The organism is Mucilaginibacter terrenus (assembly GCF_003432065.1).
Lineage (GTDB): Bacteria > Bacteroidota > Bacteroidia > Sphingobacteriales > Sphingobacteriaceae > Mucilaginibacter > Mucilaginibacter terrenus.
Map to the genome: position 1 here is coordinate 1,261,048 of NZ_QWDE01000001.1, position 19,160 is coordinate 1,280,207.

At 40.8% G+C, this 19,160-nt stretch carries 12 protein-coding genes and 1 tRNA gene; 6 read left to right on the plus strand and 7 right to left on the minus strand.

From position 1 onward, the window contains the following. Positions 1–74 precede the first annotated feature (74 nt). From DYU05_RS05555 to DYU05_RS05565, 3 genes are all read left to right on the plus strand, one after another. Complete coding sequence (locus DYU05_RS05555; protein ID WP_117381969.1) at positions 75–1,667, plus strand: VPA1262 family N-terminal domain-containing protein; 1,593 nt, start codon at positions 75–77, stop codon at positions 1,665–1,667. After that, entirely contained in the window at positions 1,652–3,124 is a 1,473-nt protein-coding gene (locus tag DYU05_RS05560) for a hypothetical protein (RefSeq protein WP_117381970.1), read from the plus strand. The genes DYU05_RS05555 and DYU05_RS05560 overlap by 16 nt, the downstream gene beginning before the upstream one ends. A gap of 210 nt (positions 3,125–3,334) precedes the next feature. Further along, entirely contained in the window at positions 3,335–3,817 is a 483-nt protein-coding gene (locus tag DYU05_RS05565; protein ID WP_117381971.1) for a YybH family protein, read from the plus strand. A 428-nt stretch (positions 3,818–4,245) separates the two neighbouring features. Here the strand turns inward: DYU05_RS05565 and DYU05_RS05570 are convergent, their stop codons facing one another. The 7 genes from DYU05_RS05570 to DYU05_RS05600 form a co-directional block, all read right to left on the minus strand. Beyond that, positions 4,246–5,319: a glycoside hydrolase family 76 protein gene (locus DYU05_RS05570; RefSeq protein WP_117381972.1), complete on the minus strand. Its 1,074-nt coding sequence runs from the start codon at positions 5,317–5,319 to the stop codon at positions 4,246–4,248. 66 nt (positions 5,320–5,385) lie between these two features. Then, the gene (locus tag DYU05_RS05575; protein WP_117381973.1) at positions 5,386–6,546 is read right to left on the minus strand and encodes a glycoside hydrolase family 76 protein; all 1,161 of its coding nucleotides are present in this window, start codon (positions 6,544–6,546) and stop codon (positions 5,386–5,388) included. Between the two features lie 64 nt (positions 6,547–6,610). Continuing rightward, positions 6,611–7,750 carry a SusE domain-containing protein gene (locus DYU05_RS05580; protein WP_117381974.1) on the minus strand — a complete coding sequence of 380 codons (1,140 nt, stop codon included), beginning with the start codon at positions 7,748–7,750 and terminating at the stop codon, positions 6,611–6,613. Between the two features lie 41 nt (positions 7,751–7,791). Then, complete coding sequence (locus DYU05_RS05585; protein WP_117381975.1) at positions 7,792–9,429, minus strand: RagB/SusD family nutrient uptake outer membrane protein; 1,638 nt, start codon at positions 9,427–9,429, stop codon at positions 7,792–7,794. Between the two features lie 12 nt (positions 9,430–9,441). Further along, a complete protein-coding gene (locus DYU05_RS05590; RefSeq protein WP_117381976.1) occupies positions 9,442–12,849 on the minus strand; it encodes a TonB-dependent receptor in 3,408 nt (1,135 codons plus the stop codon). A 213-nt stretch (positions 12,850–13,062) separates the two neighbouring features. After that, entirely contained in the window at positions 13,063–14,013 is a 951-nt protein-coding gene (locus tag DYU05_RS05595; protein WP_117381977.1) for a FecR family protein, read from the minus strand. A gap of 94 nt (positions 14,014–14,107) precedes the next feature. Further along, entirely contained in the window at positions 14,108–14,698 is a 591-nt protein-coding gene (locus DYU05_RS05600) for an RNA polymerase sigma-70 factor (protein WP_117381978.1), read from the minus strand. Between the two features lie 557 nt (positions 14,699–15,255). On the opposite strand from DYU05_RS05600, the gene DYU05_RS05605 reads away from it, so the two are divergent. From DYU05_RS05605 to DYU05_RS05615, 3 genes are all read left to right on the plus strand, one after another. Further along, positions 15,256–15,329 (plus strand) — tRNA-Ile (locus DYU05_RS05605). 293 nt (positions 15,330–15,622) lie between these two features. Continuing rightward, on the plus strand, positions 15,623–16,858 hold the full coding sequence (locus tag DYU05_RS05610; protein ID WP_117381979.1) for a site-specific integrase: 1,236 nt from the start codon (positions 15,623–15,625) through the stop codon (positions 16,856–16,858). 421 nt (positions 16,859–17,279) lie between these two features. Next, positions 17,280–19,160, plus strand: coding sequence for a Piwi domain-containing protein (locus tag DYU05_RS05615; RefSeq protein WP_117381980.1), 1,881 nt, complete (start codon positions 17,280–17,282; stop codon positions 19,158–19,160).

Below are 19,160 nucleotides of genomic sequence, written 5' to 3' on the forward strand. Positions count from 1 at the left end.
ATTCCGAAACCTCCACAACGAGCTCTAAATAGTAATAAATTTATAAATTTAAATGCTAACCTTAACACTCCTGTATGGTTTTAAAAAAACGAAAACAAGATAACGATGCGGATCTGGAATTGCTGATTGTGGATGGCAATATAGGCTTCTTTAGAAGTTGCGAGATCACACAGATGTTTTTAATAAGTAAAAGTGACAAGGCTTTAATCAACTTGTATATCTTGGCTTCATTTGAAGAAAAGCCCTTTATTGAAGAGGACCATCAATTTCTTTGTCGTCCCATAGCTATAGATAAAAACTTCGACGTTGGCATCCAGCGTTATAAAATGTCTATAAATACAGCTAAAGCGACATTCCACAAACTTGCAACTGAAAATAAATGGGCATTTCGGAATAACGAAAGCCTAAAGATGGAAAAGCTTGTAAAGCTCAGTAAACAATTTGTTCCCGGGAATGAGGGCCAACGATTAAGCAGAGTTTTAAAAAACAACTTTCATAATGGTTCTTATGTTATTGAGTTTTTCGATGAGTCGAAAAAACTAACAGAGTGCTTAAGTACGCTCGACCATTTACATCTTCTGAATAAAGTTAGCGAAAAGATCAAGAAAGTAGTACCAATCGACCTTTCTGTGGTTAGAGATCGGATAGGAAATATCATATTTCAATTTCCAGTTACGATTATTAACCTTGCATCGAAGGCAAGGCCGGATTGGGATGGGCTTATCCTTAAATTTAAATGGCACAATAGATTAACAGTTAAGAAGACTTACCTTATTCAAGTTGACTCTACAATGGATAAAAATTATATGGGGGCCGCGATGGTTCCTTATGAGGGTAAAGATGAACAGGAAATCATTATAGGCAATATCAATCAGGTAAGCCATGTGAAAGTGTGGAGCGAAAGCCCGAACCTATTGTTATCTGTGTTCGATGGAACGTATTTGCGAAGATTTGGATTAAACACGAGTATAGGTAGCGACGAGCCGCGCATTTTCAAAATTGGTGGCGAGGAGCAGATAGTTTCTATATCGTCAAAAGGCCTGAAAAGTGGCGTAGGTAATATTGTTGACTATGCTACCTTTATAGCTAACAATCTTTATGAAGCTGAAAAGGAAAGCTTAGAGAAATCGCTTTCGTTTAAACAGTATTTCAAAGATAGCGCTATCGAAGCGTTGAATGACTTAAGGATATTGATCAATAATAATGACGCAAATGGTGTGGCTTTGTGGGATCCCTACTTGAGAGCAAACGATATTTTGAACACTTTATATTTCTCTCCCACAGCTGGCGTCGAATTACGAGCTATCGGAGCCATTGACGCGTCAACGAAAAAAGTCTATGATCAGAAAGGGGTGTCGCCTGCTTTGATAATAGCCGGAGAAAAGAAAATACTGGACGATACTCAGCACAACAATTATGGCCTTAATTTAGAGTTTAGGATGCAATATGAAAGCTATGGGTGGGCCTTTCACGACCGATTTTTAATATTTTCGGGAAGCAAAGAACGCCAAGCAAAGGTTTATTCAGTCGGGACTTCAATTAACTCAATTGGTAATAGTCATCATATTTTACAGGAAGTATCCCATCCCCAGCGAGTTGTCGATGCCTTCAATGAGTTATGGAATAAATTGAATAACAAAGATTGTTTAGTATGGAAATCCCGTTAGCAATCATTAATGAAGCTTTTATACTACAAAAAAAAGCGAAAGTAAATCCTACTTTAAGAAAAATCACCAGGAAATTAGAGCGGTATTCTGTAGAAGAACTTCTGTTTGAAATTGAGAGTCACAAAACGTTATCTTCCCTTGATCGTCGATTGTATCCGATATTTACAACGGATGGCAACGATCAGCATGAAATTGCTGGTCTTATTAAAGTGGCACATATCTATCTTGACCGCTTTTTCACGACTGGTGATTTGAAATGCCTCGTAATCTTTGTGTACTGCAATTGTTATCTTAAAGTCGACAACAACAAATTTGGAGCAGGCAAAAGACGTTTCAAAGGAAAAAATAAATTAGTTAATAACTTGCAAGAGTTGATCCAAAAGTTCAAGATTAAAATCGAGTTAGTTCCTGATGCTGGTTATTACGAAAGAAAATTGACGCAACATGCCAAAGTCGGGTTTGTAGAAAATGACCTCAAAAAAGTATATGATTTTGTTCTTGCAACGGAAAGAGGTGGCAGAGGGTTCCATTTTAATTATTTAGTTGAAAACCTATTATATTTTTACTTTCAATTTGATAGAAATGCTTTCATAAAGCAAATAAATAGGTTATCTGACCCGGTAACTATAGTTTTCTACTTTCAAAGTTTTCCGAGACAAGCCTTATTGACCTTGTTGGGACACCCGCGTTTAACTAACAGCTGGGTGATTTTTGAAATAATACGATTGCTTACTGATCGCCCCGATAAAAAGAATCAATATAACAAGAGAGATATTAAAACGGTTGGACAAAGCCTTAACATCCTTTATCTGCATAACAGAAATTTTTATATTAAAGCCATAGATTTTTTGCATAGAAGTACCCTTTTTAATTTGGCTTTAGGTGATCAGATGGTTAATTTAAACGATGAAGATATCACTGCTCTATTTTCCACCTGGCTACCATTTTCAAAATATGACCATACGTTAGAAGCCAGGAACTTTCTATTAAAGCAAATGGCTTTGCGTCTTACCAGCGACCAATACAAAATCGCGCTAAATGCCGCTTTTAATCGCTGGAAAACATTATATGATGAAATACTTTTCAACGATGAGGAATATATTAATAATTTGTTCCAAACTGATTTTGCAAATTTTGTTATTCACTTTTATTCCGAAGGTCAAGAACAACCATTGGTCAAAGAAATAAAGATTTTATTAACAAGATTAGCATGGATCGATTCGGAATGGAGTCCAAACGCGTCACATCAAATTAAAATATTTAACCTATACTTTTCCTATTTTTTTTTACTAAGTTATGCCTATAATAACAAAAACTTAAATGTTATAGAAGTGGAGGATTTACTTACGCAATTAATAGAAAATGCTATCCTTTCCAAACACATCGCTAATAAAGCCTATTTTACTAATTTGGCGATAGCTCGAAACAATATATTACCACTATATGTTGAAATTTAAAACTTCCTTGTTGACCCGCCACGCTAAAGGCAGCCTTGTATCTACCGAAAGCACCCCTTCTGCTGAAGCACGCGCGCCGCGTGTGCTACCAACCTGTTAATTCTCGGATAAAGCAATCGTCACCGCCTACCTTCCAAAAAGCTCTGATATCACCAGTCACTGTCGGTTGTAACCAAGTTTGCGTATCTTAGTATATCATCCACTATCACTATGAAACGCAGCCTCCACATTTTACTAATAGCCGGTATATCAGGCCTGTTTCTGTCGTCGACACGGGCGCAAAACATTGATACGGCCACCAACAACACCGCGATAAGAAAGCTGGTTAAAAACTATGAGGATGCCTGGAACCGGCACGACCCAAAAGCGCTTGCCGCCAGCTACAGCAGCGATGCTACCTGGGTGAATTGGTTCGGGGCTTACTACATAGGCAGGCAGGATATTGAAGACCATTACCGCACCACCCATAACGGCTATTTTAAACAGAGCCATTACTACACCCGCGCGGTTGAGGATATACAATACCTGAAACCCGACGTGGCCATTGCCCACGTGCGGACAGGCCTTTCTGACGATACCCGTTACCCGGGGGAAGTGTTTGAATTCCGCCGGATGATCGTGCTCACCAAAAAGAACGGGACATGGCTCATCCAGGCCGGCCAGAACGCCAAACTGGAAAAGGGGATTAAATAAAAAAACGACTTTCGAAGTTTAAAGTTTCGACAGCCAAGTGGTGCTCACGTGGTGGTTTGACGTCCGTCGTCAACTTTTAAAAAACAGGCGAAAAACACGTTTCTATAAAAACCTGCTTTATGGACCATCGGCGGGGCAACGGGTTGTTTTCGGCCTCGTAAAAAGTGTGGTTTTTGCAGATTTTGGACCACCGTTTTGGCACCCATTTTTCAAAAGTCCAAAAAACACAACCCGGAAAGAGGCCACCTCGGAGCTCTGGAATTCAGCCGTCACTCCTACTGGATATGGGCGAAATGCTGTTTCAAACTGTTCCGCTTTGTTTCGCCTGAATTGGCAATTATCTATTTACCACGCACTTAACAAATAAAAGTGTTTCGGGTGTTTCACACTGTTTCACTCCCACCCGAAACACTTTTGCTCAGCAAACGCTATTTCGAAAGCAACTTCTGCAGCCGGGCGTAAGTTTCCATCATCGCCGCCTGGTCAATCAGCGACTTTATCTTCCTCTTACCCAACATGTTCTGTTCGTCGCGCTCTTCTTTCCACACGTGCTCGGCATCATCGACGATAAACTGGAGCTGCTTTTTGTCTCTATCTACCTTGTAAAGTTCTATTACGCCACGTACCAGTACCGCGTTAAACCAGTAATTACCAGGCAGTTTACCATCTCTGAAAAACACCTTTTCTGATGCAGCAGCCACGTTTCGGGCGTCGGTAAGGTACTTTTTGTCTTTGGTAATATTGTATAAAATCACCCCCGATTGCAGCATTGTGCCCGCATTATACGTATAAAACGCCGAATCAATTTTCAGTGACGGTACCTTCAGCGCGTCATAATAAACACCTTCAGGAGCCAGCAGGTTCTTTTTTGTCCAGTTATAAACCTTTATGGCGGTGTCCAAATAGGCTTTTTGTTTAGTTGCCTGGTATAAACGCAGCGCAACTATAATCCCCGGCCCGTTTGAGCAGGTATTTTTGCTTTTTAAGTTGCCTTCTTCCCAGTAAAAGCCGCCTCCGCCCACCTGGTTATAGCCGGTCAGCAGGAAACGGTAGATCATTTTAGAGGTTTCCAGGTATTCCTTCTTGTGGGTACGCGCGTAGGCGTCCATCAGCGCAATGGCTATCCATTCGTTATCATCATAAAAGCGGGGATCTGTTTTCTCTTTTACCACCATGGCCTGGTAAGCAGGTGCGGGTGCCCTATCAGTATAATACTGATCTATAGCCTTCATCACAGGGGCTATGTACTGCTTTTTAGGCTCCAGTGCTTCCATCTCGTTTGCTGCCTGCAGCAATGCTGTTAAAGGCCACAGGAACGAATGATTGCCCTTATTAGTAGCAGCATCTGTGGTTTCCAGGTACAGGTTAGCTTTAGCATCGTACAGCTTGCTGTAAATGTTTTTGTTTAGCGCTTGAACGCGGGAGTTGTAGTTGGTGGTTTGTGCTATAGCGCTCAAAGCTATTGCACCGCACAGCAGCGCGGTTAACGACAGTTTTTTCATAGATAATGTAGGGTCAAAATAAAAATCTTCCGGGCAAGTTTCACCCGGAAGACCCAATCTCAGTACTTAAAATTTGCCGGCTGCTTTTAACGTGGCTGCGGCCTCCATCGTCGTAACCCCGCTTATTTGCGTGGTTAAGTCTATTGCACCCGAGGGCTTGGTTTTCCAATCCGGACTAACCAGGTAATCGGGCCTGCTGATACCTTTGGCAAATAAGGTCTCAGCATTGTATTTTAAAAACTTTGCGTAGGCATCGCGGTCGGTAGATGCAACATCTTCTTTCAGGGTCAGTAATGTCAGGTACCTTACTAAAATACCCTTAAACAAACCGCCATCGCCCTGGCCTTCGCTTTTTAGCAAACCACCGGGTGAAATATCCAGATCCTTTATAGTAGCTGTTGCAGTGCGTACGGCATCAGCAAGGTAAGTGCCGTCGCCTGTTACGTTATAAAGCTCAAGCGCGGCGCCTATAAATACACCCTGGTTGTAGGTGAACTTGTTTTTGCTGATCTGCCCATCGTGGTTACCGTTTATGCCATCCCATATAATACCTGATGAGGGGTCAACCAGTGTTGTTTTTAACCAGGTATACAGTTCCTTAGCCAGGGTAAGGTCGGCCTGGTTCTTTTGCAGGCGATATAAGCGTGCTGCAAATATTATAGCGGGAGCGTTTGCAGGTGTGTTCTTATAATCCAGTTGTGATTTACGCCAGGCTATACCACCACCCTGGTTGCTGTTAACACCGGTTTTAATATCCGTCCACAAGGTGGTTGCGGCAGCAAGGTAATCGGCATCTCCGGTAGCTTCGTAAGCGCGCAGGGTTGATAACGCCAGCCACTCCATGTCGTCGTAGTACTCGTTTTGCAGTTTATTGCCGTTGCTGATCTTTGTACCGTTCAGCAATGATTTCATACGCTGCTTGTAAACTTCGTTCTTAGTGCGCAGGAACGCGTCTGTAAAAACATCCATTGTATGCGCCTGCGGCCAATAGTTATAATTAGTGTTGCCTGCGCTGCTCTGTATAAAGTAATTGCCGTTTGCCGACAGGAAAGTTGCGTAGGTTTTATCCTGCAGAGTATCTGCCGTGGCTGCAAAAGTGTAATTAATCACTGCAGACGGCTTATTGTCATACAGCGGAAAGGGTTTATCCTTCAGACAGGATGTAAGCATAACGGGAATAAGGCCCGCCAGTGCTACTTTCTTTATATATTGGGTTATGCTGTTCATAAACTAAAGTTTGATGATTAGATGCTTTCAGGCTTAAATACTGCAAGCATCTCTAGTAAGCGAATTAGTTACCTATTACTGTATGCGTGTATTCCGGAACAGTGGTATTAAAGATCACCTTAATGCTTGCCGTTTTGTTGTCAAAGGCGTGGTTGAACTTGAAGGTGTAATCGTACTGAGAGTTGTTTACCGGTTTCATGTAGTAGTATGTAGGCGGCGTGTTAGCGTCTGCAGCGCTGTTGTCGGCATTTGCACTACCATAGTACTGGGTTGTTGTGCTGCCATCGGCATTTTTAAATGTAAACCTGAATTTGTAGCGTTCGTCACGTCCCCATGATTCCTGGTGGAAAACAATCGATTTGTTGTCTGCACTCCAGGTACCATTACCTGAGTAAGGCAGATCAAACCATATTTTATTATCAGCAGAAAACCACAGACCTACAGCAGTTACTTCCGTTACTTTATATGAGGCAACGTTAAAATCAACTTCTATTCTTTCTACTTTGGTTGCACCTGCAAAATTGGTGTTACCTGCTTCTGTAAGCTTGGTCCCATCGTAAGAATACGTACCCGGGGTACCTGTTATACGGTCAGCAAAATGAAAACTTCCCTCTTTTAGGGAGGTGAAAATTTCAAATTTACCAGGCGCAGTTTGCTTGAATTTTACCGCTTTGCTTAAATCATCGCCACCTTCAGTAGCAGTACCGGTCAGGAACAGCTCAGTAGGTACATCAGTAAAACCAGCAGGGCGCTCTATTTCTACAACGCGGCTTTCTTTAGACGCTACCTCATTAATACCTTTTGATGAGATCACTCTCCAGATCACTTTACCGGATTCCTGCGGTTTTACGCCAGAAAGTGTAGCAATCTTGTTGAGGTCGCTAAAAGTTAAGGTAAGTTTGTTGTATAAACCGTTACCGTCAGAAGGTACAGAATACAGTGGTTTAGAGAAATCGCCACCTTCTTTATCAAAAGCAACTTCATAAAGCACAAGGCCATTATCTTCTGCGTGGGCTTGCTCCCACTCAAATGCTACCGACCCTGCTGCACCTGACACTATTTTAATGTACTTAGCATTTTCCGGTAAAAACAGATTACTGACTGCAGATACATTAGTGCTGCTTAACGTTTTATCTTTTTTGCAGCCTGTTATTACAAGCATTGCAACTATACCTGCAAGCAGGCTATAAAAAATATTTTTCATGATCTTATTTGATTATAAATTTTTCTACAACTATTATCTAATTACCAACCCGGATTTTGTGAAAGATTAGGGTTAATGGCTCTTTCGTCCCGAGGTACAGGCCACAGGTAGTTTTTGCCTGCATCAAACGTGCGCAGGTTGGCGCGTATGTAACCATTATCAATCCCAGCAGGGCCAAATTTGGCACCATGAGCCCAGCCATTAAGTACATTTTCTGCAATTTTCCAGCGGCGAATATCAAATATGCGCAGGCCCTCCATTGCAAACTCAACACGGCGCTCATTGCGTATTGTACTGCGTAGCTCTGCCTGGTTTGCTGCAGGAAAATTAACTGCAGCGGCATCAGTAAAGCCGGCACGGGTTCGAATGGCTTTCATTGTTCTATCCCATACCCCGGCATCCATTTGGTTAAGCTCGTTCTTAGCTTCAGCGTACATCAGTAACACGTCCGCATAGCGGATCAAAATTAGGTTTAAGCCCGAGCCAAAATCTGCCACGTTAGATGTAGGATCAAAGTACTTGCGGGTGTAATAACCAGTTGGTGACGATGTACCGCCCGGTGAGTATTCATCAAAATGAGATGGATCCGGATCAGTATTTGGCTTCGTATAGATGGTCTTTAGGCTATTGTCGCGATTTTTCCATTTATAAAGATGATAAACAACTGTATTGGTCAAGCGCGGGTCGCGGTTTACATAAGGGTTGTTCTCGTCGTAACCAGAACCAGACTCGCCTGGCTTTTTACCGTTAAGCATCAGGTAGCTGTCTACCAATTCTTGCGTTGGCGCTATGGCGTTTAGTCTGCCCCCTACCGAAATTGGTGCCATGTCCCTAAAGTCCGAGTACGACCTGTTACCTGCCGATGGCGGAATGTATTGAAGATCAAACATCACCTCGCTGTTGTACTCGTTCTGCGGTAAGAACAATCCTTCGTAAGAGTTGAATAAAGCGTAAGTGCCATTAGTATTGTTACCAATAAGCTTTTCGCACTCGGTAACTACATCGCTCCAGCGATTATCATTCAACAACACTCTAGCTTTTAAAGCGATAGCTGCACCTTTAGTGGCACGACCACGATCACCTTCAGCCAATGCTGTATTTACCGGCAGCGCTGCTGCAGCCTCGTCAAGCTCTTTCAGTATAAAAGCCACAACATCCGCTTTGGGGGCACGTGATATAACCTTGGCATCTTCTATAGAAAGATCTTTTTCAACTAATGGAACATCGCCCCAGAAGGTCTCTAAAATAAAGTAATGCCATGCGCGTACAAAACGGGCTTCGGCCTTCATTCGTGCCTTTAAACCGGCATCCATAGATGTCACCTTGTCAACATTTTCTAAAAAGATGTTGCATGTTTTTATACCGGAATAATGATCTCTCCACTCCTGTTTAAAACGGCCCAGAGAAGCATCATATGTACCGGCTGCTAAAGATGCAACACCATTGTTGTCGCCGCGGCCATTGTAAGCATTGTCAGACATTGCCTCTTGTGAAAAGAAATAGCCACTGTTTGATATTTGCTGATAAGCGCGGTTCAGCACAGTATTGGCTTTCTCGGTAGTTGTCCAGTAGTTGCCGTCTGTGAAGGCGTCGGTCGGCGCCAAATCGAGCTTTTTGCAGGCTGTTGCCGAGAGCAGCAGCAAGGCAACGCATATTTTATTGATATTAAATTTTTTCATGTTTGTAGCGTGTTATAAAGTGATATCAATACCAAACCCATAATAAATTGGCAGCGGGTAAGACCGCGCGCTGTTGGCACCACCATTTTGAGGCAGGGCAGCATTGCCATTCAATTCAGAAGATTCCGGGTCGATAAACTTCATACCCGAAAACGTAAGTACGTTTTGGCCTGTAAGGTAAGTTCTAACCTTTCTCATGCCTATCTTTTTAGTAATAGATGACGGGATGGTATAACCTATCTGGATGTTTTTTACCCTGAGGTAAGAGCCATCAAACAGGTACATGTCTGAACCACGGCGGAAGTTATTCTCGTTAGACTGGCTACCACTTGCGGTAAGGCGAGGGTAACGTGCATTGGGGTTCTGCGGTGTCCAGTAATCAAGCTGGTGCTGGTAAATAACCTGTGAGTAGTTCACGTGGAACGGCTCTACCTGCTCACCTCTCACGAACATACTGCGTTTACCCACACCTTGTAAAAACAAGTTCAAATCAAATCCTTTTACCGCCAGGTTGTAGGTAAAACCAAAGGTTAACCGAGGGAAACCGTTGCCTAGGACAAACTTGTCGTTTTCGTCTATGATACCGTCTTTATTAACGTCGACATAGCGATTGTCTCCCGGCTGCACGTTAAGACCGGCTGGCTTTGGGCCATTAGTAATATCATCAAGGTTTTGGAAGTAACCGTCGCGTACAAGACCAACGTATGAACCTATCGGCAAGCCAACTTTGTTAATCAGCTGCATTTCGTCGCTGGTGCGTATTTGATCGCCGCCTTCAAGTTTTAACACCTTGTTCTTGGTGTCGCCAACGTTGAACGCGAAGCTATGGTTAAACGCACCCGTTTTTACACGGTAGTTAACGTTAAGCTCCCAACCACGATTTTGCACTTCGCCTGCGTTGTAATCAGATGCATTGGCGCCGTACACACCCGGTACAACCGGAGGTAACAAGATATCGCGGGTGATCTTATTAAAGTAATCTACACTTACAGTGAGGGCATTTCTGAAGAATGTCAGATCGGCCCCGACGTTGAATGTCGATGCACGTTCCCAGCGGATATTCGGGTTTGCAAACTGGATATCGATAACGCTTACCTGCCCATTGTTAAAGCTATAGTAATCGTTTTGAGAAACCCTGTAATTGTTTAAGAACTGATAGTTCCCAACGTTCTGGTTACCTAATATACCGTACGATGCACGCAGTTTTACATCGCCCACCTTATCACGGTAGTTTTGCATAAAGCTTTCTTCGGTCAGGCGGTAGCCTAAGGTTAATGACGGGAAGAACGCATCGCGGTTTTCCGGTGCAAATTTAGATGATGCATCTAACCTGAAATCGGCCTCACCATAGTATTTGTTTTTGTAAGAATATGACGCGCGTCCAAACAAGGAATTTAAACTGCTTTCCTGCGTGTGGCTGTTTGTACCGGTAGATGATGTTTCGATAACCGTACCCGTAATAGGTGTACCTAATTCAGGATCGGTAAACTTCAAGCGCAGGTAGTTGCTCTGCGAATTGGTAGACTCATTTGCAACACCAATTAGTATGTCCACATTGTGGTCCTTATTGAACGTTTTAGTGTATTGCGCTAAAAATTGCGAGTTGATGAAAAGGTTTTTATCATTTTCGTCATTCGTGTTCCTGTCAGATCCGTAAGTGCCTTTTGGTAAAAAGTTAACCTGTATAACACGACCAAAAAGGTGATTAGATAGTAAGCTTCCACCAAATACACCTTTTACTTTAAGGTCTTTGGTAATGCCTAATTCCGCAGTAAGGTTTCCAAAAATATTGTCGTTGTCGCGTTTGCGGTAACCACCTTTTTCAAGAATGCCTAGTGGGTTAAATTCTGCCAGTACATCATTTGTGAGATAATTGCCTTGTGCATCCTGTATATCGTAGTAAGTTGGCGTTCTGCCTGCATCTACAATCAAGGTACCGGTTCCAAACGAGTGCTCTTTGATCTCGGTACGTGTATAAGCCAGTATGCTGGTGACTTTTAATCGTCCAAAGTCACTGCTCAGGTTCATGCGGTAGTTATATCTCCTTAAACCGTAATCCGGGCCAACTAAGTTATTACGCTGATCGAGCACACCTGCAGATACCAGGTAAGTTGATTTATCGCTGCCGCCAGATAAGCTTAAGTTATGATTCTGCTGAACGGCATTCTTTAGTATAGCATCTAAAAACCATTCTTTATCTCCCTGCTGCTGAAACTGGCGAATTTGTGCCGGGCTGTAGATAGGTGTTAAACCTGCATTTACTACAGCCTCGTTACGTAAAATTGCGTTTTCGTAAGCGTGTACTGGCTTATAGCCTACATGCGGCACCTGTACTCCAGCCTGGCCATTGTAAGTAAGTACAGCCCCTGCATTCTTTTTGCCTTTTTTGGTGGTGATGAGTATTACACCGTTGGCAGCACGCGAGCCGTATATGGCAGCGCTACCTGCATCTTTCAGCACCGACATGCTTTCGATGTCGTTAGGATTGAGCAGGTTGAGGGCGCCCGGATCGCTGGCGGTAATACCATCGATAACCAGTAGAGGACTGTTATTGCCAAAGGTACTTACACCGCGTATGTTAATGGACTGGTAAGCTCCCGGCTCGTTGCTGGTTTGCTGTATGATAAGGTTAGGCGACGTGCCCTGTAAAGCCTGTGTAAGGTTAACGGCAGGTTTACCTTCTATAGCAGCAGAGGTTACCTGGTCTACCGCGCCAATTACGTTTACACGCTTTTGTGTTCCGTAACCTACAACCACAACTTCATTTAACGAGCTCTGTGACGGTACAAGTTGAACATTACCAAGTGCAGTTTGCCCGTTTACTGGCAGTTCTTTAGAAGTAAAGCCAATGAAGCTAAAAACCAATGTTCCGTCTGCATTTGGAAGGTCTAACACAAAGTTACCATTAACATCTGTCACGGTACCAATGCCAGTTCCTTTGAGCTTTACGCTCACACCCGGCAGCGGTGCATTTGCATCATCAACTACCTTACCCTGCACTTTCACGGCGCTTGCATTGCGTGTTGTAGCAGCAAAGGTGGCCGCCTCTGCCCTGTCTGTGATGACTATTACGTCATCAATGATTTTGTAACCCAAATCAAAAGGAGTTAGTACCTCGTCCAGTACCTCTTTAACGGTTTTGTCGGTTACATTTAAATTAACCTTGAACGACGGCTTTAATATGTTATCTGTGTAAGCAAATTTTACATGTTTATCGGCAGCCATCTTATCCAAAGCTTCGGTAAGCTTTAAGTTTTTAAACTTAAGCGTAACTTGTTGCTCCAGAAATTTCTGGCCATACGAATTGTTTGCAACGGCGGTAAAGCAAGTAAGGCAAACAACAAAGCAGGCGAGCGAGGTAAATTTCATTAATATTAATACATAACGAAGCACTCCATTTGGAAATAGAGATATATTCATAGATTTGAATAGATTAAAGTGTTTGAAATTCAAGTGCAGCGTTCTGAATTGGACCTCTGATACGTACACTTAATAATAACCCGGCATTTTAATTACCCTGATTCAATCTCGTTGAACAGGGTTTTTTTATGTATTTATGTCATCATTCGTTTTAATTTAGGTGAACTGATAATTGGTTTTATCTTGTTAATTACAATTGGTTTATTTCTATTCTCAACAACCCTTACCTTTTAGCCTGTAAGTTTCTCCGTGCGCTATGGCTTTCCCTTTAACCAACTTGGAGATTATCTTTAATATATTTTGTAAGGAAACATTTGTAAAATCCGCCGATATAGAACACTTCGTAAGGTTATCATCAGCTGTTATCTTTACGTTATACCGGTGGTAAATAGCATTCAGAACTTCAGTAAGAGGCATGTTTTTAACCATAAACTCTCCATCTTTCCAGCCGCTTAGCGCAACTACATCTATCCGCCGCGAGGTTACAGCGCTATTGTCTTTTTTGTTTATTAATACTTCCTCTGCAGGAGTTAATAAGACGGTTTTTATGTTGGGTGCTACCACGCCTACTTTGCCTGTTGCCACGTCCACTTTCACAAAATTATTCTCCGGATAAGCTTTTACATTAAAGCTTGTACCGAGCACCTGAGTTTTAATATTGCCTGTATGTACAATGAAAGGTTTTTTGGCATCATGTGCTACTTCAAGAAAAGCTTCGCCGGATAAGGTAATTTCCCTCTTGTCGCCACGAAATGTTTCCGGATAGCTGAGCTTACTACCACCGTTAAGCCAAACTTTGGTACCATCGGCAAGTGTGAAATTGGCTACCTGGCCGTTTACTGTTACAAGTTGCTTTTGAGGTATTGGTGACACTACATCCAATATTTGGAGGCGGTGCTTAACGTAGAAAACCGAGAACGCTATCACAGCTACAATAGATGCTGCAGCTATCCACTTACCCTGAGTGATGTTGCGCTTAGCCGGAATCGCGTCGATGCCGTTTAAGACACGGCTATATACCGCGCTAGCATCAAAACCTGCTTCTTTGTCGGCTGCGGGCTCATTGTTGAGTTGCATATTGTCAAAATATCTATTCACAAGTTTTTCCTGCAAAGCGCGATCTTTTGCCTGGACCTTTTTTCTCAGAAGAGTAAACTTTCTCATGGTTTATATATGTAAGATGCAATAGCAGAGCCTACCCCCTAAGGAGGTTTAAAATATTTAAGCGGAAGCAAAATGAAAGTGAGCGGCGCTTGGGTTAATTTTCTGCGGCTATTATAATGGCAGCAACAACTATTGGGAGATAGTCGGAAAGGCCGGTGCGAAGGTAACGCAATGCAATGGTCATTTGGTTCTCTACCGTTTTTATAGAAATGTTCAGTCGGGTAGCTATTTCTTTGTTAGACAGATATTCTTTACGGCTGAGGGTGAAAATTTCACGGCATCTTTCCGGAAGACGCTCAACATTATGTTCCAAAATTGATTTAATCTCGCTTTGATGCAGCTTGCTGTCTGTGGTATACTTTTCTGTAAGCATCGCAATAGCAGAAAGATCCAGCGTTGCCTTTTGTGTGCGGATATACATCAACACCTTATTTTTAACAGCAACTTTAATATACCATTCTAAAGACGAGATATTGAGGGAGTTTCGCTTTGTCCAAAGATCTATAAACAGTTCTTGTACCAGGTCTTCGCACACCACCTTATCTCTGAACAGATTATAGGCAACATGGTATGCCTTGCCCGAATACCTGTTGTACAGCATTTCAAACGCCTTACGGTCGTCCTGCCTTAATGCATTTAAGAGTGTTGCATCTGGCCACATTTGGTATTCCTGTTCCGGAAGCATAAATGAGCGGTAAATGGTTGCTGTAATTGGTGAGGCATAATTACAAAGTATTTTTGAAATAACAAATACTTGCGCGTCTACACAACCATAAACATTCTACAACAAGGCAGGTATAATCAATCCAATAAACGGATCTACGATATACCGTGGTCATGGCCGTTTGTATCATTTCCATAATTGTAGCAATGATTATAATAACAATTAATTTGATTACTTAGAGACCAAAGAGTGGAGTGGATAGCTCAAATAACATTTACTAACGCTACTGTAATTTTAGTGCTGAATCAGTCAAATGGTTTTGTGGTATTTCTTGACAGGAGTAGTTTAACTAACGACGAGCTAAATCTTTTTAAGAGATGAAGAGAACAAAAAAAATTATGATGATACAGGCATACTGTTAAAAGTAGCTTTTAGCAGTATTCTTGAGCGGCAAATAAAATTAAAACCTATGTTTTACAGGTATTTATAAAAGCACTGTTTAAAAAGTTAAATGAACGTTGTATAATTTGCTATAATTTTAGATATTTGCAGCCGGAAAAAATATCAATATTTAATCCGCGCCTATAGCTCAGTCGGTTAGAGTAGAAGACTCATAATCTTTTGGTCCCTGGTTCGAGCCCAGGTGGGCGCACTTCCCCAGCAATCGGGAACATCGAAAACCCTCTAAATAGCTTATTTAGGGGGTTTTTTCATTAATTATCCCCTTCCTAACCCCAAAGAAAGCCAAACTTCTGAACACCTAACTGACTACCTGAGATTAGTTTTTACCTTAGGTGTTCAAAAGTGACGTAATACGCTGATAAGTAGTTCATTAAATGGATTAAAAGCTACAAAATCGAAAAAGCCGTGGACGCCTTTTGAACACCTGAAAGCGAAGCTGAAACAGGATGTAACTAATTCATTAATCATTAAAAATGTTATTGTATGAAAACATCGCAGTCATTCCGCATTTACTTTACGATCAAGAGTGATAAGGAGAAGGATGGCAAAGCACCACTATATGTAGTGGTTACTATCAACAAGGAAAAATGCTTTATTGCCTTAAAGCAAAAAATGGTTGACATCAGTATTTGGGATTTTGGAAAGGGAGCCGCCAAAGGCACTAAGAATGAAATTAAAGCACTGAACGCCTATCTCGAAGAGGTTAGGCTTAAATTAGGTAACTGCTATAAGGAGTTACAATTAAAAGGAAAGCTGATCAATACGGGATCGATTAAAAGTCTTTTCCTTGGTGAGAAAGAAGAAGCATTTACGTTGAGCAGCCTAATGAGCTACCATAATGAAACGGCTACCACGGATTTAAAGTGGAGTACCCTTAAGCATTATTATGTTACCCAGCGCTACTTAAAGAAGTTTTTGGAACAACACTGTAATGCTACTGATATATACCTGCGTGAACTGAATTATAAGTTCGTGAAAGACTTTGAAGTCTTCTTGCGTAACCACAAACCGAAAGATCATCAAAAGCCGCTTAACAACAACGGCGTGATGAAACACATTATTCGGTTAAAGAAGATGACCAACCTTGCCTTAAATCTACATTGGATAGATGCGGATCCTTTTGCGACTTATAAACTTAAAATTCAAAAGGTCAATCGGGAGCAGCTATCAGAAGTCGAATTGAAAGCTATTGAAGAGAAAAAATTTGGTATTGAGCGATTAGAAATGGTGAGAGACATGTTCGTCTTTTGCTGCTATACCGGCCTATCATACGTTGACGTTAGCAACCTGGAACCAGAACATATTGTGACTGGTGCGGATGGCGACCGTTGGATTAGGACATGCAGAGAAAAGACGCTTATACCTGTGATAGTGCCGTTACTGCCTAAAGCATTAGCCATTCTTGATAAGTATAAAGACAATGAGCGCGCTTTATATGATGGCCGTGTGTTTCCGAAGATATCTAACCAAAAAGTAAATAGCTACCTGAAGGAAATTGCTGATCGCTGTGATATCATTAAAAACGTTACCTTTCATATTGCTCGACATACCTTCGCTACAACGGTAACTTTATCTAATGGTGTTCCTATTGAAACGGTAAGTAAAATTTTGGGGCATACAAAAATCACAACTACCCAGATTTACGCTAAGGTGGTTGAAAGGAAGCTGAAAGAAGATATGAAAATGCTTCAAAACAAATTATTACAAAATCAGATGTGAATATTTTATAGTTTAGATACCATTAATTAAGGCTTTGCTAATGCATAGCCTTTTTAGTACATGTTTGAATTAAGTAGATCATAATAGTCACCTACGGAAAAAATTAACTTTGTCAATTCGGCGCATAGTCCATTAAATGAATTTTATGGAAGATGTTTGGAATGTTCTAGCCTAACCGCCGTTTGTGAGGTAAAATGTGCTTTGCTGACTTACAGAAGCGGTCTACAAGTATTTTAAAACCTCAAAATTTTGATAGGTTACGTATTAGTTACCCTTTATTGCGTAAACTATTTTGCCTTGAGCCCTTCACGCCGAAACTAAAGTACCTCCTAGTTATCATCCGGATTCCCATAAAAAACTTTTCGATAAATAAGGTTATATTAGGCCTTAATGAATGATCTCTTAAGCTAACTATAATTTGATGAGGAATATTCTACTTAATTTTTTAAAGTTTGAAAATCAAGATTTCGGCACCACTGTGTTTAGAAAAGTGGCAGAAGCTGGAGTTTTTAAGGACGGATTTAGTTATTATGATTTTGAGGTTGATGGAAGAAATGTTAAATATGAAATTTCTGATACAATATTGGAAGGTTATACTTCTTTTACACTTCCAGCGTATCTTAACATTGGATTGGTTTCTAAAAAAATCTACGAAAAAATAATAGATGCATCAAATCAGGTTAACGGTAGATTTATATTACATCCAGAAAAAGAATATAATCGCCGCATCCATTTTGTAATTGAATCACATCAAAAAGGTAGAAAGTGCGTTTGGATAGAACCATATTTTTTAAAGAGTAAAAAAGTTTGGGGTATATTAATTGGTTTTCAGTTCATCGTAAGCGAAAGTGTATTAAGCGACGGATATAAACTTGATAGAGACATTCAGATTGCAAGTGGTTCCTTAAATGCTCGGGGGTTAAGTAATCTTGATTTTTATCTTTTTAAATATAACCATGTAATAACGTTCATAAAAAACATCTTACCAGGTATAAATTCCAAATTAAATAACGCTATCAACAGTTCTCTGTTCCCAATTGAATCATACCTGTTAGATGCCAAACAGTATGTGTTTAAAGAGGATAAAGTTGATAGCAGTTCATATTTTGGGTTGTCTAAATATGCGCCTTTGCAAACCGTTTCAAAAGAAACCACATTTTATTTTATCTACAGAAAGGCAGATCGTGGTATAGCAGTAAATTTACTAAAGGGCCTTAGAGGTGAATCACATCCAAATACTTTTAGCGGAATCGAAAAGTTCTTCAAAATACCTTTTACCAACGATCATATAAAAGGATTTGCGTTAGATGATTATAGCGAGCCTAATATTTCCAAGATAGTCGAGGAAATTAAGGGTGAAGTAAACAATGTCTTACCTGTAATTATAACAAACTCGAAAAAGGAAAAAAGTGATGACAAATTATATTTTTCCATTAAACACCGTTTCACAAACGAAGGAATACCATGTCAGGTCGTAACAAAAGATTTAATTATTAATGATAATGCACTAAAGTTTTCATTGGGAAACATAGCATTACAAATGTTTGCTAAAGCTGGGGGCATTCCATGGAAAATGAAACCTGCTACCACGGAATATCTTATAATTGGAATTGGTCAATCTTACAATATTGAGACGACAGATGCTGGTAATAAGATTGAGAAAAATATTACATATTCTGTGCTAACGGATTCTAGTGGAATATTTAAGGATTTACAGGTTTTAAGTGAAGGTATATCTACGGATGATTCCTATTACACTCAACTTGTAAATAATATTGCAGGTATTATAAATAATGGGAAATATAAGAAAATAGCAGTTCATACGCCTTTCAGGTTAAGTAAAGAAAAGGTTTTAGATAAAGTTGTTAAACTGATTGATCCCAATATAGAATTGTCAGTTTTGGTGATTAACGATAAAACAGATTTTTTTGGATTTGATGCATTAAACAATGGACTAGTGCCCTTTGAGAGTACTTTTCTTAAGCTGTCGGGACATGAATACCTCGTTTGGTTTGAGGGTATTCAGCCATCCAATCCGAAAATCACGAAGAGATTTGGCAACCCTCTTTCAATAAAATTTTGGTACACAAATAATCCTCAATTTTTTCAGGACATTGACTATAAAGAGTCCTTACTTCAAGACTGTATCAATTTATCCGGTGCCAATTGGCGTGGTTTTAAGGCAAAGCAGTTGCCAGTATCTGTCTTTTATTGTCAACGGATTTCTGAATTTATCGGCAAGTTCCGACAGTATGAATTAAGCCACATCGATATAAACAATTTAAAACCTTGGTTTTTGTAA

Coding starts and splice junctions, on each gene's coding strand:
- DYU05_RS05555 (WP_117381969.1), top strand. CDS start 75: ATGGTTTTAAAAAAACGAAAACAAGATAACGATGCGGATCTGGAATTG.
- DYU05_RS05560 (WP_117381970.1), top strand. CDS start 1,652: ATGGAAATCCCGTTAGCAATCATTAATGAAGCTTTTATACTACAAAAA.
- DYU05_RS05565 (WP_117381971.1), top strand. CDS start 3,335: ATGAAACGCAGCCTCCACATTTTACTAATAGCCGGTATATCAGGCCTG.
- DYU05_RS05570 (WP_117381972.1), bottom strand. CDS start 5,319: ATGAAAAAACTGTCGTTAACCGCGCTGCTGTGCGGTGCAATAGCTTTG.
- DYU05_RS05575 (WP_117381973.1), bottom strand. CDS start 6,546: ATGAACAGCATAACCCAATATATAAAGAAAGTAGCACTGGCGGGCCTT.
- DYU05_RS05580 (WP_117381974.1), bottom strand. CDS start 7,750: ATGAAAAATATTTTTTATAGCCTGCTTGCAGGTATAGTTGCAATGCTT.
- DYU05_RS05585 (WP_117381975.1), bottom strand. CDS start 9,429: ATGAAAAAATTTAATATCAATAAAATATGCGTTGCCTTGCTGCTGCTC.
- DYU05_RS05590 (WP_117381976.1), bottom strand. CDS start 12,849: ATGAATATATCTCTATTTCCAAATGGAGTGCTTCGTTATGTATTAATA.
- DYU05_RS05595 (WP_117381977.1), bottom strand. CDS start 14,013: ATGAGAAAGTTTACTCTTCTGAGAAAAAAGGTCCAGGCAAAAGATCGC.
- DYU05_RS05600 (WP_117381978.1), bottom strand. CDS start 14,698: ATGCTTCCGGAACAGGAATACCAAATGTGGCCAGATGCAACACTCTTA.
- DYU05_RS05610 (WP_117381979.1), top strand. CDS start 15,623: ATGAAAACATCGCAGTCATTCCGCATTTACTTTACGATCAAGAGTGAT.
- DYU05_RS05615 (WP_117381980.1), top strand. CDS start 17,280: ATGAGGAATATTCTACTTAATTTTTTAAAGTTTGAAAATCAAGATTTC.